The organism is Pseudomonas sp. PSPC3-2, from assembly GCF_049897085.1.
Lineage (GTDB): Bacteria > Pseudomonadota > Gammaproteobacteria > Pseudomonadales > Pseudomonadaceae > Aquipseudomonas > Aquipseudomonas paraveronii.
The window spans coordinates 63,030-85,130 of the sequence record NZ_JAFCVO010000009.1; the positions used below are offsets into that span (position 1 = coordinate 63,030).

General features: G+C 60.3%; 21 protein-coding genes. 14 read left to right on the forward strand and 7 right to left on the reverse strand.

Annotation, left to right across the window (positions count from 1 at the left end):
* Complete coding sequence (gene ppsR, locus ACP7CJ_RS16335; RefSeq protein WP_276194339.1) at positions 1-819, reverse strand: posphoenolpyruvate synthetase regulatory kinase/phosphorylase PpsR; 819 nt, start codon at positions 817-819, stop codon at positions 1-3.
* A 178-nt stretch (positions 820-997) separates the two neighbouring features.
* Between ppsR and ppsA the strand changes: the two genes are divergently transcribed.
* The 8 genes from ppsA (at position 998) to ACP7CJ_RS16375 (ending at position 9,099) form a co-directional block, all read left to right on the forward strand.
* Complete coding sequence (ppsA, locus tag ACP7CJ_RS16340; RefSeq protein WP_426100088.1) at positions 998-3,373, forward strand: phosphoenolpyruvate synthase; 2,376 nt, start codon at positions 998-1,000, stop codon at positions 3,371-3,373.
* A 106-nt stretch (positions 3,374-3,479) separates the two neighbouring features.
* A complete protein-coding gene (locus ACP7CJ_RS16345) occupies positions 3,480-4,469 on the forward strand; it encodes an alpha/beta fold hydrolase (RefSeq protein WP_276194336.1) in 990 nt (329 codons plus the stop codon).
* Between the two features lie 189 nt (positions 4,470-4,658).
* Positions 4,659-5,150 (forward strand): ribonuclease E activity regulator RraA, encoded by a 492-nt coding sequence (gene rraA, locus ACP7CJ_RS16350; protein WP_017845207.1) that lies wholly within the window; start codon positions 4,659-4,661, stop codon positions 5,148-5,150.
* A gap of 25 nt (positions 5,151-5,175) precedes the next feature.
* Complete coding sequence (locus tag ACP7CJ_RS16355) at positions 5,176-6,171, forward strand: zinc transporter ZntB (RefSeq protein WP_276194335.1); 996 nt, start codon at positions 5,176-5,178, stop codon at positions 6,169-6,171.
* Positions 6,172-6,257: 86 nt separating this feature from the next.
* Positions 6,258-6,503, forward strand: a complete 246-nt coding sequence (locus tag ACP7CJ_RS16360) for a hypothetical protein (RefSeq protein ID WP_005790375.1) — start codon at positions 6,258-6,260, stop codon at positions 6,501-6,503.
* A gap of 2 nt (positions 6,504-6,505) precedes the next feature.
* Positions 6,506-7,330 carry a mechanosensitive ion channel family protein gene (locus tag ACP7CJ_RS16365; RefSeq protein WP_017845209.1) on the forward strand — a complete coding sequence of 275 codons (825 nt, stop codon included), beginning with the start codon at positions 6,506-6,508 and terminating at the stop codon, positions 7,328-7,330.
* Between the two features lie 87 nt (positions 7,331-7,417).
* Positions 7,418-8,008, forward strand: coding sequence for an RNA polymerase sigma factor SigX (gene sigX / locus ACP7CJ_RS16370; RefSeq protein WP_276194334.1), 591 nt, complete (start codon positions 7,418-7,420; stop codon positions 8,006-8,008).
* Between the two features lie 107 nt (positions 8,009-8,115).
* Positions 8,116-9,099 (forward strand): OmpA family protein, encoded by a 984-nt coding sequence (locus tag ACP7CJ_RS16375; protein ID WP_276194333.1) that lies wholly within the window; start codon positions 8,116-8,118, stop codon positions 9,097-9,099.
* Positions 9,100-9,159: 60 nt separating this feature from the next.
* Here the strand turns inward: ACP7CJ_RS16375 and cobA are convergent, their stop codons facing one another.
* The 5 genes from cobA to ACP7CJ_RS16400 form a co-directional block, all read right to left on the reverse strand.
* A complete protein-coding gene (cobA, locus tag ACP7CJ_RS16380) occupies positions 9,160-9,903 on the reverse strand; it encodes a uroporphyrinogen-III C-methyltransferase (protein ID WP_276194332.1) in 744 nt (247 codons plus the stop codon).
* 26 nt (positions 9,904-9,929) lie between these two features.
* Positions 9,930-11,600, reverse strand: a complete 1,671-nt coding sequence (locus ACP7CJ_RS16385) for a protein kinase domain-containing protein (RefSeq protein ID WP_426100087.1) — start codon at positions 11,598-11,600, stop codon at positions 9,930-9,932.
* Entirely contained in the window at positions 11,600-12,811 is a 1,212-nt protein-coding gene (locus ACP7CJ_RS16390; protein ID WP_276194330.1) for a nitrate/nitrite transporter, read from the reverse strand. The genes ACP7CJ_RS16385 and ACP7CJ_RS16390 overlap by 1 nt, the downstream gene beginning before the upstream one ends.
* A 227-nt stretch (positions 12,812-13,038) precedes the next feature.
* Positions 13,039-13,614, reverse strand: a complete 576-nt coding sequence (locus ACP7CJ_RS16395) for an ANTAR domain-containing response regulator (protein WP_276194329.1) — start codon at positions 13,612-13,614, stop codon at positions 13,039-13,041.
* A 13-nt stretch (positions 13,615-13,627) separates the two neighbouring features.
* Positions 13,628-14,854 carry a CmpA/NrtA family ABC transporter substrate-binding protein gene (locus ACP7CJ_RS16400; protein ID WP_276194328.1) on the reverse strand — a complete coding sequence of 409 codons (1,227 nt, stop codon included), beginning with the start codon at positions 14,852-14,854 and terminating at the stop codon, positions 13,628-13,630.
* A gap of 270 nt (positions 14,855-15,124) precedes the next feature.
* On the opposite strand from ACP7CJ_RS16400, the gene sctC reads away from it, so the two are divergent.
* From sctC to ACP7CJ_RS16425, 5 genes are all read left to right on the forward strand, one after another.
* A complete protein-coding gene (gene sctC, locus ACP7CJ_RS16405) occupies positions 15,125-16,591 on the forward strand; it encodes a type III secretion system outer membrane ring subunit SctC (protein ID WP_276197979.1) in 1,467 nt (488 codons plus the stop codon).
* 14 nt (positions 16,592-16,605) lie between these two features.
* Entirely contained in the window at positions 16,606-16,821 is a 216-nt protein-coding gene (locus ACP7CJ_RS16410; protein ID WP_017845218.1) for a FliM/FliN family flagellar motor switch protein, read from the forward strand.
* A 168-nt stretch (positions 16,822-16,989) separates the two neighbouring features.
* The gene (locus ACP7CJ_RS16415; RefSeq protein WP_276194327.1) at positions 16,990-17,367 is read left to right on the forward strand and encodes a winged helix-turn-helix domain-containing protein; all 378 of its coding nucleotides are present in this window, start codon (positions 16,990-16,992) and stop codon (positions 17,365-17,367) included.
* Between the two features lie 41 nt (positions 17,368-17,408).
* Positions 17,409-17,828: a transglycosylase SLT domain-containing protein gene (locus ACP7CJ_RS16420; protein WP_247400075.1), complete on the forward strand. Its 420-nt coding sequence runs from the start codon at positions 17,409-17,411 to the stop codon at positions 17,826-17,828.
* A gap of 86 nt (positions 17,829-17,914) precedes the next feature.
* On the forward strand, positions 17,915-18,943 hold the full coding sequence (locus ACP7CJ_RS16425) for a quinone-dependent dihydroorotate dehydrogenase (protein WP_276194326.1): 1,029 nt from the start codon (positions 17,915-17,917) through the stop codon (positions 18,941-18,943).
* Between the two features lie 125 nt (positions 18,944-19,068).
* On the opposite strand, the gene rmf is transcribed toward ACP7CJ_RS16425, so the two are convergent.
* A complete protein-coding gene (gene rmf / locus ACP7CJ_RS16430; protein WP_002553055.1) occupies positions 19,069-19,284 on the reverse strand; it encodes a ribosome modulation factor in 216 nt (71 codons plus the stop codon).
* A 531-nt stretch (positions 19,285-19,815) separates the two neighbouring features.
* Here rmf and rlmKL point away from each other — a divergent pair.
* Positions 19,816-22,086: a bifunctional 23S rRNA (guanine(2069)-N(7))-methyltransferase RlmK/23S rRNA (guanine(2445)-N(2))-methyltransferase RlmL gene (gene rlmKL, locus ACP7CJ_RS16435; protein WP_426100086.1), complete on the forward strand. Its 2,271-nt coding sequence runs from the start codon at positions 19,816-19,818 to the stop codon at positions 22,084-22,086.
* The last annotated feature ends 15 nt before the right edge of the window (positions 22,087-22,101 follow it).

The window sequence follows — 22,101 nt, forward strand, 5'->3', positions numbered from 1 at the left end:
TTACTTGAATCTGCGTTCTACGCCCTTTTCCACCAGAATTTTCGCCGAGATCTCTTCCACTGAGAAATGCGTGGAATTGATGTGCGCAATGTTCTCGCGACGGAACAGATTTTCCACTTCGCGCACTTCGAATTCGCACTGGGCATAGCTGGAGTAGCGGCTATTGGGCTTGCGCTCGTTGCGGATGGCTGTCAGGCGATCCGGGTCGATGGTCAGGCCGAACAGCTTATGTGCATGCGCGCGCAGGGCCGTCGGCAGTGTCAGGTGCTCCATGTCGTCTTCGGTCAGCGGATAGTTGGCCGCGCGGATGCCGAATTGCATAGCCATGTATAGACAGGTAGGGGTCTTGCCGCAGCGCGACACGCCGACCAGGATTATATCGGCTTTGTCGTAGTAGTGGGTGCGGGCCCCATCATCGTTGTCGAGGGCGAAGTTCACCGCCTCGATACGTTCCATATAGTTGGAGTTATGCCCAATGGAATGGGACTTTCCGACGGAATAGGAGGAGTGCTCACTCAACTCTTGTTCCAGCGGCGCCAGGAAGCTCGAGAAAATGTCGATCATGAAACCATTGGAGGTTGCGAGGATCTCACGAATGTCTTGATTGACGATGGTGTCGAAAATGATCGGACGAAAGCCGTCTTTTTCTGCTGCCAGATTGATTTGTTGTACCATAGCCCGCGCTTTATCCGCGTTGTCGATATAAGGCCGCGTGAATTTGGCGAAGGTAACGTTTTCAAACTGCGCGAGCAGGCTTTGACCCAGAGTTTCGGCTGTGATGCCGGTGCCGTCGGAAATAAAGAAAGCAGATCGTTTCATTTGAGCCCTGGGCCTTAAGCTGATGGCGAATCTTGGATATGATAGGCGCGACTTTGCCGTCCCACATTGGGCCGCATTCTCACTTATTTTCCAGGTCCAGGCCACAAGCGCTGGCGAATGCTCCTACTGAGCCGCCGGCGTCCTGAGCTTTTCCAATACAGAAAGTGGAGAGATCACCTTGGTAGAGTACGTAGTTTCCCTCGATAAGCTCGGCGTCCATGATGTGGAGCACGTAGGGGGCAAGAACGCATCCCTCGGCGAGATGATCAGTAATCTTGCAGGCGCTGGTGTCTCGGTGCCAGGTGGTTTTGCCACCACTGCCCAGGCTTACCGTGATTTTCTCGAACAGAGCGGCCTCAACGCTCAGATCCACGCCGCGCTGGACGCTCTGGACGTCGATGACGTCAACGCCCTGGCCAAGACCGGCGCCCAGATCCGTGAGTGGATCATGGACGCCGAGTTTCCCGAGAAACTCAACGAAGAAATCCGTACCGCATTTGCCACGCTGTCGGCCGGCAATCCGGACATGGCAGTCGCTGTGCGCTCCTCGGCTACCGCCGAAGACTTGCCCGACGCCTCCTTTGCGGGCCAGCAGGAGACCTTCCTCAACATCCGCGGCGTGGAAAACGTGATCCGCGCAGCCAAGGAAGTGTTCGCTTCTCTGTTCAACGACCGCGCGATTTCCTACCGCGTACACCAAGGGTTCGACCACAAGCTGGTGGCCCTGTCTGCTGGCGTGCAGCGCATGGTGCGTTCGGAAACCGGCACCGCCGGTGTGATGTTCACCCTGGATACCGAATCGGGCTTTCGTGACGTCGTGTTCATCACTGGCGCCTACGGCCTGGGTGAAACCGTCGTACAAGGTGCGGTGAACCCGGACGAATTCTACGTGCATAAGCACACCCTTGAGGCTGGCCGTCCGGCCATCCTGCGCCGTAACCTGGGTAGCAAGGCCATCAAGATGATCTACGGCGACGAGGCCAAGGCCGGTCGCTCGGTGAAAACCGTTGATGTGGACAAGGCCGAACGCGCGCGTTTCTGCCTGAGCGACGCCGAAGTCAGCGAGTTGGCCAAGCAAGCGATGATCATCGAGAAGCACTACAAGTGCCCGATGGACATCGAGTGGGCCAAGGACGGTGACGACGGCAAGCTGTACATCGTGCAGGCCCGCCCGGAAACCGTGAAGAGCCGCACTTCGGCCAACGTCATGGAACGCTACCTGCTCAAGGAAACCGGCACTGTGCTGGTGGAAGGCCGCGCCATCGGTCAGCGCATCGGCGCCGGCAAGGTGCGGATCATCAAGGACGTGTCCGAGATGGATAAGGTGCAGCCAGGGGACGTACTGGTCTCCGACATGACCGACCCGGACTGGGAACCCGTGATGAAGCGCGCCAGCGCCATCGTCACCAACCGTGGCGGGCGTACCTGCCACGCGGCGATCATTGCCCGTGAACTGGGGATTCCTGCGGTAGTCGGTTGTGGCAATGCCACCCAACTGCTCAAGGATGGCCAGGGCGTGACCGTATCCTGCGCCGAAGGCGACACCGGCTTCATCTTCGAAGGCGAGCTGGGCTTCGACATCAAGCAAAACTCCATCGATGCGATGCCTGACCTGCCGTTCAAGATCATGATGAACGTCGGCAACCCGGACCGTGCCTTCGACTTCGCGCAATTGCCGAATGCCGGTGTGGGTCTGGCTCGCCTGGAATTCATCATCAACCGCATGATCGGCGTCCACCCCAAGGCCCTGTTGAACTACGACGGCCTGCCGCCGGAAATCAAGGACAGCGTCGACAAGCGCATCGCCGGCTACAACGACCCGGTGGGCTTCTATGTCGAGAAGCTGGTGGAAGGCATCAGCACCCTGGCTGCAGCGTTCTACCCGAAAAAGGTCATCGTGCGGCTGTCGGACTTCAAGTCCAACGAATACGCCAACCTGATCGGCGGCAAGCTCTACGAGCCGGAAGAAGAAAACCCGATGCTGGGCTTCCGTGGCGCCTCGCGTTACATCAGCGAAGCGTTCCGTGACTGCTTCGAACTCGAGTGCCGCGCCCTCAAGCGCGTGCGCAAAGAGATGGGCCTGACCAACGTCGAGATCATGGTGCCGTTCGTGCGTACCCTGGGCGAAGCGAGCCAAGTGGTGGACCTGCTGGCCGAAAACGGCTTGTCCCGTGGTGAAAACGGCCTGCGCGTGATCATGATGTGCGAGCTGCCATCCAACGCCATTCTGGCCGAAGAGTTCCTGGAGTTCTTCGACGGTTTCTCCATCGGCTCCAACGACCTGACCCAGCTGACCCTGGGCCTGGACCGCGACTCGGGGATCATCGCGCACTTGTTCGACGAGCGTAACCCGGCGGTTAAGAAGCTGCTGGCCAACGCCATCCAGGCCTGTAACAAGGCTGGGAAGTACATCGGCATTTGCGGCCAAGGCCCTTCCGATCACCCTGACCTAGCCAAATGGCTGATGGAGCAGGGCATCGAAAGCGTCTCGCTGAACCCCGATTCGGTGCTGGAAACCTGGTTCTTCCTGGCGGAAGGCCAAGCGTCCGCCTAAGGTCGACGCGTCAAAAGTGCCGGTCAATCGTCAGGTTGGCCGGCATTTCTTATCTGTACAGGGCGGAACTCCTTCCGGACGCCGCCCTTTTTTGTGCAAGAGCATTATGCAAAGCAGCAGCAACCTGTTTCCCGTCGCCCTGATCAGCGCTGAACGTCGTGGCGACCTGAGTGAAGATGTATACCGGCTCAAACCCGGCAACAGTCCCGACGGCACCGTCGAGCTGGCCGTGACGCGTTTGGGCCTGGCCGATGCCCCGGAAAGCCGGGGCATCCCCGTGATTTTATTACATGGCAGCTTTTCCAATCGGCGCTTCTGGTACTCACCCAAGGGTATCGGCCTGGGCGCCTACCTGGCACGCCAGGGGTTTGATGTGTGGGTACCGGAAATGCGCGGCCATGGCCTGTCCAAGCGCAACCAGGACTACGCCCGGAATCGGGTCGTCGACTACGCGCGCTACGATTTGCCGGCTATCGGCGCGTTTGTGCGCGAGCAAAGCGCGCAGATTCCCCACTGGATCGGGCACTCCCTGGGCGGCACCACCCTGGCTGCTGCCTTGGGTGGCCAGTACCTTGGTGCGCCGGCAGTGGCTTCAGTGGCGCTGTTCGGCAGCCAGGTCAGTCGCTCCTTCTGGCCGTTGAAAATTCCACCGGTGGAGTGGGGCGCTCGCTTGCTCCTGAAGCGGTTTGGCCAGTTGTCCGGCCCGCGGCTCAAGCGGGGCCCCGAGGACGAGCCGGTGGGCGTGATGATCGAGACCATGCGCTGGCACGGCCTGTTCGGACGGTTTGGCGAGGCTGGCCGTGATTGGTGGAAAGGCCTCGCGGAAGTCAACGTGCCGCTGCTGGCCGTCAGTGCCGCCGGCGACCAGCAGGACCCGGACTGGGCTTGCCGCAAGCTGTTCGAACAAGTCGGCTCAGAGCATCGCCAATACCTGTGCCTGGGACGCCAACAAGGTTTTACTGGGGATTTTGGGCACGTGGAGATGTTGGTCAGCAAAGCGGCCCAGGCCGAAGTCTGGCCGCTGGTGGAGCAATGGCTGAATGATCCGCTCACACCGTTGTTTGGTGCTCCGGCTGAGGCATTGGTCGTAGTTTGACGCAGCGCTCTGCCAAGGGCGTTTCGCTCGTCTGTGGTTGCGGCTAAGATATGACGCGTTAAACGCTTCTGGTCATATTCAGTCGCGCAGTGGCTATTGCGTAGCGGCGAAACGGATGGGATGTTTTGCCGCTGCCTCGGCTGGCGCCTCTTTCGAAAGACACGTCTTTGACAGAAAGGAAATTTTTCAATGAACCACTACGTCACTCCCGATCTTTGCGACGCCTACCCGGAACTGGTTCAGGTGGCCGAGCCGATGTTCAGCAACTTCGGCGGCCGCGATTCCTTTGGTGGCGAGATCGTCACCATCAAATGTTTCGAGGATAACTCCCTGGTCAAGGAGCAGGCCGACCAGCCGGGCGCCGGCAAGGTGCTGGTGGTCGACGGTGGTGGCTCCCTGCGTCGTGCGCTGCTGGGCGACATGATCGCCGAGAAAGCCGCGAAAAACGGTTGGGAAGGGCTGGTGATCTACGGTTGCATCCGGGATGTCGACGTCGTCGCCCAGACCGATCTCGGCGTGCAGGCCTTGGCCAGCCACCCGATGAAGACCGACAAGCGCGGCATTGGCGACTTGAACGTGGCAGTGACCTTTGCCGGCGTGACATTCCGCCCGGGCGAATATATCTACGCCGACAATAATGGCGTGATCGTGTCGCCCAGCCCGCTGAAAATGCCTGAATAAACCGCAATAACCGACAGGGGTGAGGATGTTCGAGGAAGACAACGCGCAGTGGGGCCTGGTGCATGCCCTGGTGCTGGATGGTAAAGGCGGTGCGCGTTCGATTGCCCGGACTGAGCTTGACCAATTGCAACTGCAGCCCCAGGAAAGCCTGTGGCTGCATTGGGATCGCAGCCACCCGCAAACCCAGACCTGGCTGCGCAAGGCCAGCGGCTTGAGTGAATTCGCCTGTGACCTGCTGCTGGAGGAGAACACCCGCCCGCGCCTGTTGCCGTTACCGGACGCTGAACTCCTGCTGTTCCTGCGCGGGGTCAACCTCAATCCGGGCGCAGAGCCGGAAGACATGGTTTCGGTGCGTATCTTCGCCGCGGCCAGCCGGGTGATTTCCCTGCGCTTGCGCCCGCTGCGCGCCACCGATGAACTGCTGGTGCAGTTGGCGGATGGCAAGGGGCCAAAAACTGCGTCTGAACTCATCCTTTATATGGCGCAGTACCTGACTCACAAAGTCCAGGATCTGGTGTCCGACCTGTCTGAAATCGTCGACGTAGAGGAAGAAAAACTCGATACCGACGAACGGTATACCCCGGAGCATGGCAGCATTTTGCAGATCCGTCGGCGAGCAGCCGGACTCAAGCGATTCCTGTCGCCGCAGCGGGATATTTTTGCCCAACTGACGCGGATCAAATTGCCGTGGTTCTGTGATGACGATGCTGACTATTGGAACGAATTGAACAACAGCCTGACCCGCTACCTGGAAGAACTCGAATTGACCCGGGAGCGCGTGGGGCTTGTGCTGGAGGCCGAAGATCGGCGCTTGAGCGTGCGCATGAACCGTACAATGTACCGCTTTGGGATCATCACCGGGATCTTCCTGCCGATGAGTTTTTTGACCGGCTTGCTGGGCATCAATGTGGGGGGCATACCGTTCTCTGGCAACCCTTACGGATTTGTGATTGCCTGCTTGCTGATGATCTCGGTGGCGCTCGGACAATGGTGGCTATTTCGACGATTGCGCTGGGTTTGAGCTGAATATGACCTGAACGTAGGAAGGGTCCGATGTGACCTCGGGAATTTAACCCTCGTCTTTTAAATCACTTGCGAGAGGTCTTTATGCACGATCCGTTCGAACAGTCTTTGCGTGACATGCTCAATGCGTCGCCATCCAACCGTGATGACGATGCCTGCCTGGGCCGCGTGTTGAAAACCGCCAACCGTCAGGTTGGGGCGGGGGATCTGTTCGGTCTGCTCGGTCGTTGGTTGCCAGCATTGATGATGGCGCTGAACAATGGTTCGGCCCACGTCTCGCCGGTTTCCCGTCGTAAACCTCTTGCTCGCACTGCTGATAAGGCTGATTGAATATGGAACTTGATCTCTGGACCCAGAGCCTGGTCACCGCGATGACCGCATTATGGACCAAGGTGGCGAATTTCATTCCCAACCTGTTTGGGGCGCTGGTCCTGGTATTGCTGGGTTTTGTCGTGGCCAAGCTGCTCGACACCCTGCTGTCCAAGCTGCTCGCCAAACTCGGCCTGGACCGTTTGATGGCAGGCACCGGCCTGACCAAGCTGCTGGGCCGTGCAGGGCTGCAAGTGCCGATCTCGACCCTGATCGGCAAGATCGTTTATTGGTTCGTTTTGCTGATTTTTCTGGTTTCTGCGGCTCAATCCCTTGGCCTTGAGCGAGTTTCAGCTACGCTCGACATGCTGGCACTGTATTTGCCGAAGGTATTCGGCGGCGCGCTGGTACTTCTCGTCGGCGTTTTACTCGCACAACTGGCCAACGGGCTGGTACGCGGGGCTGCTGAAGGCGTCGGGCTGGACTACGCGGCAGGCCTGGGGCGAATTGCCCAGGGGCTGGTGATCATCATTAGCATTTCCGTCGCGATCAGCCAGTTGGAGGTCAAGACTGACCTGCTCAACCATGTGATTGTGATTGTTTTGATTACCGTTGGTCTGGCAGTTGCGCTGGCCATGGGCCTGGGAAGTCGTGAAATTGCCGGTCAGATTCTTGCGGGAATCTATGTGCGTGAGTTGTATCAGGTAGGGCAGCACGTGCGTGTGGGCGAGGTCGAAGGGCAAATCGAGGAGATCGGTACGGTCAAGACAACCGTGCTGACCGATGACGGCGACCTGGTGTCGCTGTCCAATCGGATTCTCCTGGAGCAGCAGGTCAGTAGCCGCTAACCCGGTAAACCCTGCTAATGTACGCCGCCGCGAACCTGGGTGACCGGGCTGTGGCGGACATTGACCTGACTGTCGGCACGACTTGTTTTGAATAAAGCCCAAACGCTGTCCACGCGCTATGACCCCCGTGAGCTCTCTGATGAGGAGTTGGTCGCGCGCTCGCACACGGAGCTGTTTCACGTGACACGCGCGTATGAAGAGTTAATGCGCAGGTATCAACGCACTCTGTTCAACGTTTGTTCAAGGTATTTAGGGAACGATAGAGATGCGGATGATGTCTGTCAGGAAGTGATGCTCAAGGTGTTGTATGGCCTGAAGAACTTCGAGGGCAAATCGAAGTTCAAGACCTGGCTGTACAGCATCACGTACAACGAGTGCATCACGCAGTATCGGAAGGAACGGCGAAAGCGTCGCTTGATGGATGCTTTGAGTCTGGACCCCCTTGAGGAGGCGTCTGAAGAAAAGGCGCCGGCACCCGAGGATAAGGGCGGGCTTGATCGCTGGTTGGTGCATGTGAATCCGATTGACCGAGAAATTCTGGTGCTACGTTTTGTCGCAGAGCTGGAATTTCAGGAAATTGCTGACATCATGCATATGGGTTTGAGTGCTACAAAAATGCGTTACAAACGTGCTCTTGATAAATTACGTGAGAAATTTGCGGGCGAGACTGAAACTTAGTGCGTGGCAAATATCTCTTACGTGTAGGCAAGTTCTGTTAGACTTGTCGCCGAGTTGTCCCCCGGTTTGAGGGACTGCTTTACAATCACCAGATGGGGATTTAACGGATGAAACTGAAAAACACCTTGGGCTTGGCCATTGGTTCTCTTATTGCCGCTACTTCTTTCGGCGCACTGGCACAAGGCCAAGGCGCAGTTGAAGGCGAGCTGTTCTATGCGAAGAAGTTCAACGACAGTGTTGATCACGTCGAAGACGGTCGCACTCCAGGCGCTTCGATCGGTTACTTCCTGACCGACGACGTTTCGGTGAACCTTACCTACGGCAAGCTGGATTACACCCGCTCGAACGACGGTACTGGCAATCAGAAGATCCGTGGCGATCAGTTCGGTCTGAAGAGCCAATACCACTTCGGTACCGTTGGCGACGCGATCCGTCCATACGTTGAAGGCGGCGTTGCTCACGGCAGCCAGACCAACGTAGCTGCTGACGGCCATACCGGTCGTGACCAGTCGACTTTCCTGACTACTGGTGCAGGCGTTAAGTGGTACATCACTGACAACCTGTACGCTCGTGGCGGCGTTGAAGCTGACTACAAGCTGGACAACGGTAAGTGGGACTACCAGGCCCTGGTTGGTCTGGGTGTGAACTTCGGCGGTAGCGGCGGCAAGGCTGCTCCAGCTCCTGCTCCAGCACCAGCTCCAGAGCCAGTTGCAGCAGAGCCAGAAGCTCCAGTTGCTAGCGTTGTTCGTGTTGAGCTGGACGTTAAGTTCGACTTCGACAAGGCCGTTGTTAAGCCTAACAGCTACGGCGACGTGAAAAACCTGGCCGACTTCATGAAGCAGTACCCAGCTACCCACGTAGAAGTGGCTGGTCACACTGACTCCGTAGGTCCAGACGCTTACAACCAGAAGCTGTCCCAGCGTCGTGCTGACGCTGTTAAGCAAGTCCTGGTTAAAGACGGCGTAGCAGCCAACCGCGTTACTTCGGTAGGTTACGGCGAATCCCGCCCAGTTGCTGACAACGCAACTGAAGCTGGTCGTGCTGTTAACCGTCGCGTAGAAGCTGCGGTTGAAGCTCAAGCTGCTCAGTAATTACTGAGTAGTAGAAAAAAACCCGGCTCCGGCCGGGTTTTTTTTCGCCCTGGATTTGCCTCAGGCACTGGCTGCCACTGCGACGTGGGTGGCCTGCGAGATGGCGGCGACGCTGCCGATCACTAGGATCGCCGGGCTCTTCAAGGCGAACGCCAGTGCATCGTCCTGCATCCGCGACAAATTGCTACGGCACTCCCGCTGCTGCGGCAACGAGGCATTTTCGATCATTGCCACCGGCATATCTGCGGCCATCCCGCCTTCCAGTAATTGCTGTCGAAGTTCTTCGAGCTTCGCTACGCCCATATAGATCACCAGCGTCGTCCCGCCTTCCGCCAGCGCGCGCCAATTGAGGCTGCTGTCGTCCTGGGTGTGGGCTGTGACGAGGGTCACGCCGCGACTGACACCGCGCAAGGTCAGCGGAATTGCGCAGTTCGTCGCGCCCGCCAGCCCGGCTGTAATCCCGTTGACCAACTCGACTTCGACGCCGCGTTCGCGCAGCCACGCAGCCTCTTCGCCACCACGCCCGAAAATGCATGGGTCACCGCCCTTGAGCCTTACCACGCACTTTCCCTGGCGGGCATAACGCAGCATCAGGCGGTGGATAAAGTCTTGCGGGGTAGAGCGGCAGCCCCCGCGTTTACCGACTGTGATCACCCGCGCTGCGGCGCAATGTTCCAGGACTGCCGGGTTGACCAGGTCATCGATCAGCACCACATCGGCTGTGTTCATTGCCCGTACAGCCTTGAGGGTCAGCAGCTCCGGGTCGCCGGGGCCCGCGCCTACCAGCCAGACTTTTGCGTTCATGTGGTTTCCCTCGTCTAGAGATGACGTCAGCGGTGAAAGAGTAAATAGAGGAGCGCCAGATTGATCAGCATCGAGAGCAACCCCAAGGTGCGCCAGACCTTCAAGGGTTCCCGCTCCAGCAAAGGACGAGGGCGGACACTCAGTTCGCGTCGGTCTGCCTGCTCGAGGACCAGCAGCCATTCTTCGGCGGTTTCATAGCGTTGTGACGGTTGAGCAGCCACCGCACGGTCGAGGCTGAGCGGTAGCCAGTCCGGCAGGTCGGGACGGTAGCGGCTGGCGCTGACCGGCTGGGTGAACCTGGGCCGTTGGAAAGCTTCAATTTCACCGTAGGGGTAATGCCCGGTCAGCAGGTAATACAGGCAGACGCCTACGCTGTATAAATCTTGTTGGGCCGTAGGACGCTCACCATGGAACGCCTCGGGCGCGATAAAGCTCGGCGTGCCGGGCAGCACATGAGCCCGGTCCTCCGAGAGACCCGGGCAGTAGGCCAGGCCGAAATCCAGCACGCGTAATTCACCATCCTCACCCAGCAGCAGGTTCTCCGGTTTGATGTCACGGTGCAGTATTTGCCGGCGATGCAACAGGCCCACCGCCCGCAGCAAGCGTTCGGCCACGGATTGCCATTGCGCCAGGGGTAATGGGCCTTGTTGCTCGAACAGTTGCGCCAGGGTTTGCCCCGGATATTCACGCATCACGTAGTACAAATGCTGACGCGCGCTGGCCGCGTGGACTTCAGGAAACGCGCGCCCGGCCACCCGCCGCAGAAACCATTCCTCCGACAGCAAGGCCTGACCGGCGTCGTTGTCATCGTCACGGCTGAGGGGCAGGGTTTTCAGCAGCCAGGGTTGCTGTTGGGCATCGCGTACCCGATACAGCAATGACTGTCGGCTCTGCGCCAGTACGCTTTCCACCTGCCAGCCTTCGAACTGTTGCCCGGCTTTCAGCGCTGGGGGCAGCGGCCATTGCTGCAACTGCACCAGTGCGTCGCCCAGGGTCGCGGCGCCGAGTTTATCGATGCGTACAAGCAGGGCGCTGGCGTTGTCCTGGCTACCGGCCAGGTGTGCGGCTGTGATCAGCGTGTGTACCGCCAGATCGAGGTCGGTCTGCTCGCGCAGGATCGCACTGATGCTGTGATCACCCAAGGTTGCCCACACACCATCGCTGAGCAGCAGGAAGCATTCGCCCTCGCGCAATTGGCCGTCGAGAAAATCCAGCACCAGGTGTTGATCCAGGCCGAGGGCGCGCTTGAGCACATGCTGCATGCCCGGCTGTTCCCACACATGATCTTCGCTGATGCGCTGTAACTCGCCGTCCAGCCAGCGATACGCCCGGCAATCGCCGACGTGGGCCAGGGTGAAACGTTGCCCGCGAAACACCAGTGCACTGAGGGTGGTCAGCAACGGCTGGCCGCCGCCATTGGCCTGCAGCCAGCGATTCTGCGCCAGCAATAGGCGTTCGAGCGCTTGGGCCACGCTCCAGGTTTGCGGCGTGGCGTAATAGTCCAGGGCCAGCGCCTGCAAGGTCGAGCGTGCGGCCAGGCCACCGTCGGCGCATTGGCTGACACCATCGGCGATGGCACACAGGTAACCCTTGCTCGCGGCCAGTTCCGCCAGGGGCGTGACCACGCGCAGGGCGTCCTGGTTCTCGGCGCGCGGGCCGATGGCGCTGGCCTGGGCGACGCTCAGTTGCAGGCTCATCAGACGCGCGCGGCGGTCACGGCGGCCGAACCCCAGGTGGTTCTCCAGCGGCGCTTGACGCCGTGCAGGCCGAACCAGGCCAGTACGCCGAGGCTGGCGAACAACCACAGGGCCAACTGATAGCTGCCGGTGCTTTGTTTGATCGCGCCCATGCCCGCCGCCAGGGCGAAGCCACCGATACCGCCGGCCATGCCGATCAGCCCGGTCATTACGCCGATCTCACGGCGGAAGCGCTGGGGCACTAACTGGAACACTGCGCCATTACCGGCGCCGAGACCGAGCATGGTGCAGACGAACAGGGCCAGGGCCGCGTAGGAACTGGGCAGGTTGAAACCCACCGCTGCTATGCAAATCGCCGCCACGCTGTACATGCCCAGCAACGTGCGAATCCCGCCGAAGCGATCAGCCAGGGCGCCGCCGAGTGGACGCATCAGGCTACCGCCGAACACACAGGCGGCGGTGTAGTAGCCGGCGGTCACGGGGCTCAGGCCGTATTGGTCGTTGAAGTAGCCGGGCAGGGCGCTGGCCAGGCCGATAAAACCACCAAAGGTCACGCTATAGAAAAACATGAACCACCAGCTGTCGCGATCGCCCAGGGCCTTGAAGTAGTCGGCCATGGATTTGGCCTTCGGGCGCTCGGGGGCATTGCGCGCGAGCCAGGCGAAGACGATCAGCGTCAGGATCAACGGAATCAGGGCGAAACCGAACACGTTGCTCCAGCCGAACGCCGCCGCGAGTACCGGTGCCAGCAGGGCGGCGAACACCGTGCCGGAGTTGCCGGCGCCGGCGATGCCCATGGCTTTGCCCTGGTGCTCAGCGGGATACCACTGGGACGCCAATGGCAGGGCGACTGCGAAGGAGGCACCGGCCATCCCCAGGAACAGCCCCAGCAGCAGTGCTTGCTCGTAGCTGTGGATTCCGAGTTTCCAGGCGCCGAAGAGTGCGGCGATCACAATCACCTGGCCAATCAGCCCGGCGGTTTTGGGTGAGAGTTTGTCTGCCAGCATGCCCATCAGAAAGCGCAGCACCGCGCCTGCCAGGATGGGTGTCGCCACCACCAGGCCGCGTTGTTGCGTGGTCAGGTGCAGGTCGGCGGCAATTTGCACCGCGAGCGGGCCCAGCAGGTACCAGACCATGAAACTCAGGTCAAAATACAGGAACGCGGCAAACAGGGTCGGGGTGTGCCCGGATTTCCAGAAGCTTGATTTCATCACGCACCTCAACGGTTGGGAGTCTTGTAAGAAGGCCTGGTGATGGAACAGCCCGCTAAGGCCGCCCCACCGGCCCCGTGTTACGGGGGCCAAAACGAAAAAACGCCGCCACCGGGTTCGCGAGGGCAAACCGGGTGTGCGACGTCTTTGTCGTGGAGGGGCAACCGCCGTTGGTTACCTGTGTTGAATACTTAGCAAGTCCTGGGCCAACCGGCCACGATGGTTTTTTAGCCAAGCAACTCGCTCATGGCGATGATCTGCTCCGCCACCTGGATCAGTTTCTGCTGGCGGCTCATGGCCTGGCGGCGCATCAAGGTGTAGGCCTCTTCCTCGTTGCAGTTCTTCATTTTCATTAGCATGCCTTTGGCCAGTTCGATGCGCTTGCGCTCGGCCAGTTGTTGGTCGCGGGCGTGCAACTGGGCGCGCAGGGCCTGGTCGCTTTCGAAACGGGCCATGGCCACGTCGAGGATCGGCTGCAGACGTTGGGCCTGGATGCCTTCGACAATGTAGGCGCTGACGCCGGATTTGATGGCTTGGCGCATGACGTCCGGGTCGTGCTCGTCGGTGAACATCACGATTGGATGCGGTTGGTCGCGGCTGACCAGCACCACTTGCTCCATCACATCGCGGCCGGGTGACTCGGTATCGATCAGGATCACGTCCGGCCGCACCGTTTCGACGCGCGCAGGCAAATCGATGGTCAGGCCCGACTCATCGATCACCTCAAACCCGGCCTCGGTCAGTGCTGCCTTGAGGCGCCCGACCTTGCGCGGTGTGTCGTTGATCAACAGGATTCGCAACATATCGGTCCTCCTGTCAGCGCAGGGCGTGGCGGCTGGCGTGGTCGGCCAGGGCATGCAGGCGGAAGCTGCGGGCGTAGGTGGCAGGGTCGGAGCCATCCCAGATCTTGCCGTCGATCAACTGGCTGCTGCGCATGTCCTGGGCGTTTGTGGGGACGCCGACGGCATCGGCCGCCTGGCGATACAGATCCAGTTGCTGCACTTTACGGGCAATGCCCAGGTAGTCCGGGTCTTCGCGCAACAGGCCCCAGCGGCGAAACTGGGTCATGAACCACATGCCGTCGGAGAGGTAGGGCAGGTTCACCTCGCCATCGGCGAAAAAGCGCAGCGCATGGGGATCTTGCCACTGGTTGCCGAGGCCATCGTCGTAGGCCCCGAGCAGACGCGGTTCGATGCAGTCGAGCGGTGCGTCGAGGTACTCGCGGGCGCTGAGCAACTGCGCGGTGGAACGGCGGTTTTCGTGGCTCGCCTCGATAAAGCGGCTGGCCTCCAGGATCGCCATCACCAGCACGCGGGCGGTGTTGGGGTATTGGTCGACGAACGCCTGGGTGCAGCCGAGCACTTTTTCCGGATGATCCGGCCAGATCGCCTGGGTGGTCGCGAGGGTGAAACCCTGGTTCTGCTTCACCGCGCTGGCGCTCCAGGGTTCGCCGACACAAAAACCGTCAATGCGCCCGGCTAATAGATGCGCCACCATTTGTGGCGGAGGGACCACCACACTGTTCACGTCCTGCAATGGATGAATGCCTTGGCTTGCCAGCCAGTAATACAGCCACATGGCGTGGGTGCCTGTGGGAAACGTCTGAGCGAAGGTCAGTTTTGTTCGGCTTTGGTGCACATGGCGATCCAGCGCCTCAGGAGTGACCACCCCTTGCTGTTGCAGATCGTGGGACAGGTTGATGCTCTGCCCGTTCTGGTTCAGCCCCATCAGCACTGCCATGTCGGTGGCGGCCACGCCGCCGATGCCCAGGTGTACGGCGTAGATCAGCCCATACAGGCTGTGGGCGGCATCCAGTTCACCGCTGACCAGTTTGTCGCGCAGGTTGGCCCACGACGACTGGCGCTTGAGGTTCAGCGTCAAGCCGTAGGGTTGCGCGAAGCCCTGGGTGGCCGCGACCACCAGCGAGGCGCAATCGCTCAAGGCCATGAAGCCCAGGTCGAGGCTGCTCTTTTCCGGGGCGTCACTGCCGTTGACCCAGGCCAGCGGGTCGTTTATCGGGCTGTTGCCGTCCGAATCGTTCATCAACACCTACCTTTTCGTTCAAAAAAAAGCGTCGTTCCCTCAGATGGCAGTGCGGGCCATTGCGGGTAACGACGCCTTTGTCCGTAAGCCCGCTCCGACGTTGGCGCGCGCTCTGATGCAGAGTGCGTAGCAAGGCACATGCCACGGGCAGAACGGCGGGGTACGCCGTCAACTTTCCATCAAGATTGAAACGCCGCAGGCTTTCAGTATGGCCGCTTCCCTATGCCAGACTGCCCAGGAAACCCCACGGTGTACGACTCTCCCACAACGATGGCCGCCCACCGGCTCCGCCGCTGGCTGTTTTGCGCGGTGTTGATGCTGGGCTGCGCGTCTGCCTGGGGCGAGACCTACCAGGCGCGGGACGAAAGCCTGCATACGTTTTTTAGCGCGTTGTCGCTGCCTCTTGGCCTGCCGGTCGTTGTCAGCCGGGCGGCGGCCCGCCAACGCGTTTCCGGAACCTACGATTTCAGCCGGGCACAGCAGGTGCTGGAGGCGGTGGCCGAGCTGCATCACCTGATCTGGTACAGCGACGGGCAGGTGCTTTACCTCTACGCCGCAGATGAAGCGAAGAGCTCGGCTGTGACGTTGCGGCATATCTGCGTCTCAAGGCTGCGTGAGCTCATGCGTCGCTCGGGGCTCGATGAGTCCCGCTACCCCCTGCGGGAGAGCGGGGGGCGGATGTTCTATGTGTCCGGGCCGGCGAACTATGTCGACCAGGTGCTGCACCTTGCCCAATTGATGGACCGCCAGCGGGCCGGGCTCCGTGTGGGCAAGCAGGGGTTTGGCGTGGTGCAGGTGCTCAATACCCATGTGGCGGACCGTGAGTACGTCATGGGCGATGAAAAGGTCAATGTGCCGGGCATGGCGTCGCTGATCGAGACCGTGATTTCCCGCGAACAACAGGCCCCTGCGCAACGGCCGCCCGGTTTGCTGGCCGACAAGAGCCTGGCAGTGATCCCCTACCCGGATACCAACAGCCTGCTCATCAAGGGCAAGCCTGCCCAGGTGAGTTTTATCGAGCAACTGGTGGCGGAGCTGGATGTGCCCAAGCGCCCGATCGAGGTTTCGCTGTGGCTGGTGGATGTGGACCGTGACGAACTCAAGAAAATCGACCAGGCCTGGGCCGAGGAAACCCACACATCAGTCTCGGCGACCCGGGTGCTGGAGCCGTTGGAGGACAATCGCTTGATGGCGCAAATCGCCGTGCTGGAGCGGCGGCGGCGGGCGCGGGTGGTGACACTGCCCGTGATTCTCACCCAGGAGAACGTTCCTGCGGTCTTCCAGGATAACCACACACTCTACTTGCCGGGGCCCCCCGGCGGGAGCACCGCCTGGAAGCCCGTGCGCTATGGCACCCAGGTCAGCGTGTTGCCGCGGTTTGCCGAGGCGAACGAGATCGAGATGCTGTTGAGCCTTGAGGATGATCGCCAGATGGGCGAGGCGCGGCAGCGTCAGAAAATGACCGCAGTCGGGCGGGTGAGCGTTAGCAGCGTCGTTCGGATGCCTCAGGGTAAACGTCTGTGGTTAGGCGGTTTTCGTCGGGATGTTGATGCCGAAGGGCGTGCCACTGCGCCAGGCCAGCGTGCCGAGGTACGGCTGTTTGTGATTCAGGCCCGGGCCTTGGGCAACGAGCTCAAGACTTTGGGTGGCGCTGTCGGGCCTCCGCCGCTGACTCAGCCGCAATACGAACGGGTGCAACGTGCGTTTGTGCGGTCGATTCGCGATGTCGATCAATGAGGTAGGCGTTCGCCATGCATCTGGAAATTCTTTTGCAGGAACAACTGATCACGCGCAAGCGGCTGGCGCTGTTTGCACCGGGGAAAGTGCTGCCTTTGGCGCCGGAAGTCATCCATTGCGTGGAAGTGCGGGTCAATGGCCAATTGTTGGCTCTGGGCGAGCTGGTTCAGTTGGAAGACCGCCTGGGGGTTGAGCTGCTTGAGGTTTACCAGGAGTGGGTATCGCCTTAGTTGTTAGCTCCAGTGAGATTTCTTACAAGGCTATTCCTGAAAGCCTTGCTGATATGGGTTTTTTCCTAGGGTGGGTAGGGGGCGCCTTTTTTATAGTCGTGCCGTCGGCGTATGAGCCGGTTCTGGAAATTAGGATTTTAATGTCAGTGGTTGGATGCAGAGGTGTGTATGGCCGTCGTGAATGATGGAGGGATGACGACTTCCCTGGTCTTTGGCCACTGGACCCTGCATGGCGATGGACGTTTGACCGGTGAGGGCGCGGATATCCAGTTGCCGCCCAAGGAGTGGCAGGTGCTGCGCTTGCTGTTGGTGTCTGGTGGTGCGCTGATGACCAAAGACTGTTTGCTTGAAATGGCTTGGCGCCAGGGGGAGGTGTCGGAGGAGTCGCTGACTCGCTGCATTTATTCATTGCGTAAGCATTTGCGTGCCGACAAAGGGTTTATCAAGACGGTCTATGGCAGAGGCTATCGCTTTACGTGCCCGGTGCGACCTGCTGAGCGCACCCCGTCGCAGCCCATCCATGTTTGCTCGGCCTGTGGCAGGTAAAGCGCAACGTGTGGCGCAGGGGCCTGTTGCTGGTGGTGCTGATGGGAAGCAATCAGGCACTGGCGTATTGCTGGGACGAGGTGGCCAGTCGTTACGATCTTGAACCGGAGTTGCTGCAGGCCATTGCCGCCGTAGAGTCGGGGTATCGTGCGGGCGCGATGAATTACAACAATCGCAATGGCACCCGCGATATCGGTCTGATGCAGATCAACAGCATCCATTTGCCCCGCCTGCTCAAACAGGGCATCACCGAAGAACGGCTGTTGAGTGAGCCCTGCCTGTCGGTAGAGGTCGGGGCGTCGATTCTTGCCGAGTTCATTCAGCGTTTCGGCTATAACTGGACGGCCATAGGCGCCTACAACGCAGGCCCGGGCCCCGGTCCGCAGCGTGAAGCGTTACGCCTGCAGTACGCACAGAAGATCTGGGCCCGCTACGAAGCGTTGGTCGCGCATCGCTACTGACGATTGGGCGGCACGCCTCGCACGCAGCCAGCCAGCCCGGCTATAATCGCCGCCACTTATCGCCGCCATCCGAGTCTAGCCCGCCCATGTATACCCTGGCCCGCCAGTTGTTGTTCAAACTCTCCCCGGAGACCTCCCATGATCTGTCCCTGGACCTGATCGGTGCCGGTGGCCGCCTGGGGCTAAATGGCCTGGTATGCAAGGCACCGGCGAAAATGCCGGTGTCGGTGATGGGGCTCGACTTCCCCAACCCGGTCGGGCTGGCTGCCGGCCTGGACAAGAACGGTACGGCCATCGACGGCTTTGCGCAGTTGGGTTTCGGTTTCGTCGAAATCGGCACCGTGACCCCGCGTCCTCAGCCGGGCAACCCCAAGCCGCGCATTTTTCGCCTGCCGGAAGCCGAGGCGATCATCAACCGCATGGGCTTCAACAACCTCGGTGTCGATCACCTGCTGTCGCGGGTTCAAGCGGCGAAGTACAAGGGCATTCTCGGGATCAATATCGGCAAGAATTTCGACACGCCGGTGGAGCGCGCGGTGGATGACTACCTGATCTGCCTGGACAAGGTCTACGCCCACGCCAGCTACGTCACGGTGAACGTCAGCTCGCCCAACACCCCTGGCCTGCGTAGCCTGCAGTTTGGTGATTCCCTCAAGCAATTGCTCGAAGCCTTGCGCCAGCGCCAGGAAGACCTCGCCGTGCGCCATGGCAAGCGCGTGCCGTTGGCGATCAAGATCGCCCCGGACATGAGTGATGAAGAAACCGTACTGGTCGCCCAGGCCCTGGTGGATTCAGGGATGGATGCGGTGATTGCCACCAACACCACCCTCAGCCGTGTCGGTGTTGAAGGCCTGGCCCATGGCGACGAAGCGGGCGGCTTGTCGGGCGCCCCGGTGCGTGACAAGAGCACGCATATCGTCAAGGTGCTGGCTACCGAGTTGGCAGGGCGTTTGCCGATCATCGCGGTTGGCGGTATCACCGAAGGCAAACATGCGGCCGAGAAAATCGCCGCCGGTGCTAGCCTGGTGCAGCTGTATTCCGGCTTTATCTACAAGGGCCCGGCGTTGATTCGCGAGGCGGTGGACGCGATTGCGGCGTTGCCAAAAAAGGCCTGACACACGCCCAATAAAAAGGGCTCCTCAAGAGGAGCCCCTGGGCCGAAGCCCGCCGCCTGGATAGGGCGTGCGTGGTTAAGTTGTTACCTACTATTCGTGCTGGTGTCGGAATTAAATGCCCTTGATTAGCCGACCGCGTGAAGTTCGTTGAGTCTGTGGATGCCCGCAGTGCCTGTCATACCGTCCCAGTTGTCGCCGCGTCCTTCTCGCCAGCCGTTGATCCAGGCTTGGCGTACCGACGGTAGAGTAAATGGGCAAAGCTCACGGGATTTGCCATGAACGCCATATTGATATCCGCGTAAAAATGCTCTTTCCAACGGATCACGCTTAAGTCTTCTCATAGGGTGTTTCCCTCACTTGTTGACTGTCTTGATATCCTTCGGCCTCGTCTGGGGCCGGGCAGAGTTTTTCTGCCGTTGGTGTGGCTCGCTGCCGGCGTGGCGAGCCAATGTGTCAGCGTCGTTGTGGCGCTGACCTGTGTTGAGTTCTAACCAATAGGTCACATGGATTCAATGATCGTTTTGTCATAAGCACGTCACAATAGTGATGCTATAGCCATAAGCTGGGATGGCTTTTCGCCCCTTTTATTGGGCAAAGCCAGCTATGATGTGCCTTGCGAAGAGAATGGGCTTTTTCCTGCGGTGAGAAAGCCCGCCCGTCACGGTCGGTCACTATTCGACGAAGGGTCTGAATATTTCTTTTTGTTGCAAAAATTATCTCTCTGCCCCGTCAATCTAGGCCCAAAGGCCCGGTAGACGGGGTGGGACGGCACATTCGTGCCACGCGAGCACTCTTCAAGAAAAGTGCTTGATTGAAAACCGAGCCGGCGATGCGTCGCCCGTTCATTTATTGCTGAAAAGCCTGGATTACCCATGTCGGACCGTTTTGAACTCTTCCTCACCTGCCCCAAGGGCCTCGAAGGCCTGCTGATCGAGGAAGCCGTCGGGCTTGGCCTTGAGGAAGCCCGCGAGCACACCTCGGCCGTGCGCGGCATGGCCGACATGGAAACTGCTTACCGCCTGTGCCTCTGGTCGCGCCTGGCCAACCGCGTGTTGCTGGTACTCAAGCGCTTCCCGATGAAGGACGCCGAAGACCTCTATCACGGCGTGCTGGATATCGAGTGGGCTGAGCACATGGTCCCGGACGGCAGTCTGGCGGTGGAATTCAGCGGTCACGGCTCGGGCATCGACAACACCCACTTCGGCGCGCTGAAGGTCAAGGATGCAATCGTCGATAAGCTGCGCACGCCAACCGGCGAGCGTCCGTCCATCGACAAGATCAATCCGGACCTGCGCATCCACCTGCGCCTGGACCGTGGCGAAGCGATCCTGTCCCTCGACCTGTCCGGCCACAGCCTGCACCAGCGCGGTTACCGCCTGCAGCAGGGTGCCGCACCGTTGAAGGAAAACCTCGCGGCAGCGATCCTGATTCGTGCCGGCTGGCCGCGCATCGCTGCTGAAGGCGGCGCGCTGACCGACCCGATGTGTGGCGTGGGCACCTTCTTGGTGGAAGGCGCGATGATCGCCGCCGATATGGCGCCCAACCTCAATCGCGAACTGTGGGGTTTCACCACCTGGCTCGGTCACGTCCCGGCGCTGTGGAAGAAACTTCACACCGAGGCCAGCGAGCGTGCCGCCATCGGCATGAACAAGCCGCCGTTGTGGATTCGTGGCTACGAAGCCGATCCGCGCTTGATCCAGCCTGCTCGCAACAACATCGAGCGTGCCGGCCTCAGCCATTGGATCAAGGTGTACCAGGGCGAAGTCGCTACGTTCGAGCCGCGTCCGGACCAGAACCAGAAAGGCCTGGTGATCTGCAACCCGCCCTACGGCGAGCGCCTGGGTGACGAAGCGAGCTTGTTGTACCTTTACCAGAACCTCGGCGAGCGTCTGCGCCAAGCGTGCATGGGCTGGGAAGCGGCGGTATTCACCGGCGCGCCGGACCTGGGCAAGCGCATGGGCATCCGCAGCCACAAGCAGTATGCGTTCTGGAACGGCGCCTTGCCGTGCAAATTGCTGCTGATCAAGGTCAACCCGGACCAGTTCGTCACCGGCGAGCGCCGCACTCCGGAGCAGCGCCAGGCCGAACGCGAACAAGCCGCCTACGACCAGGCCCCGACCGAGCCGCAAGAGCGCCAGTACAACAAGAACGGCAACCCGATCAAACCTGCAGCGGCGCCCGCTCCCGTGGTCGAACAGGCGCGCCTGAGCGAAGGCGGGCAGATGTTCGCCAACCGCCTGCAAAAGAACCTCAAGCAACTGGGCAAGTGGGCCAAGCGTGAAGGTGTGGATTGCTACCGCGTCTACGATGCCGACATGCCGGAATATTCCATGGCCATCGACCTGTATCACGATTGGGTCCACGTGCAGGAATACGCCGCGCCGAAATCCATCGACCCGGAAAAAGCCTCCGCACGCATGTTCGATGCCCTGGCGGCCATTCCCCAGGCGCTGAACATCGACAAGAACCGCGTGGTGGTCAAGCGCCGCGAGCGTCAAAGCGGCACCAAGCAGTACGAGCGCCAGAGCGCCCAGGGCAAGTTCACCGAGGTCAGCGAAGGCGGCGTGAAGCTGCTGGTCAACCTCACCGACTACCTCGACACCGGCCTGTTCCTCGACCACCGTCCGATGCGCGTGCGCATCCAGAAAGAGGCGGCCGGCAAGCGTTTCCTCAACCTGTATTGCTACACCGCCACCGCCAGCGTGCACGCAGCCAAGGGTGGCGCGCGCAGCACCACCAGCGTCGACCTGTCCAAGACCTACCTGGACTGGGCACGTCGTAACTTCTCCCTCAACGGTTTCTCCGACAAGAACCGCCTGGAGCAGGGTGATGTGATGGCGTGGCTGGAAGCCAGTCGCGATGAGTTCGACCTGATCTTCATCGACCCGCCGACCTTCTCCAACTCCAAGCGCATGGAAGGTATCTTCGACGTGCAGCGCGACCACGTGCAGTTGCTCGATCTCGCCATGGCGCGCCTGGCACCGGGTGGCGTGCTGTACTTCTCGAACAACTTCCGCAAGTTTGTGCTTGAGGACAACCTCAGCGAACGCTACGCGGTCGAGGAAATCAGCGACAAGACCCTCGACCCGGATTTTGCGCGCAATGCGAAGATCCATCGGGCCTGGAAAATCACCGCTCGCTGATTGCTCCCCCCCATA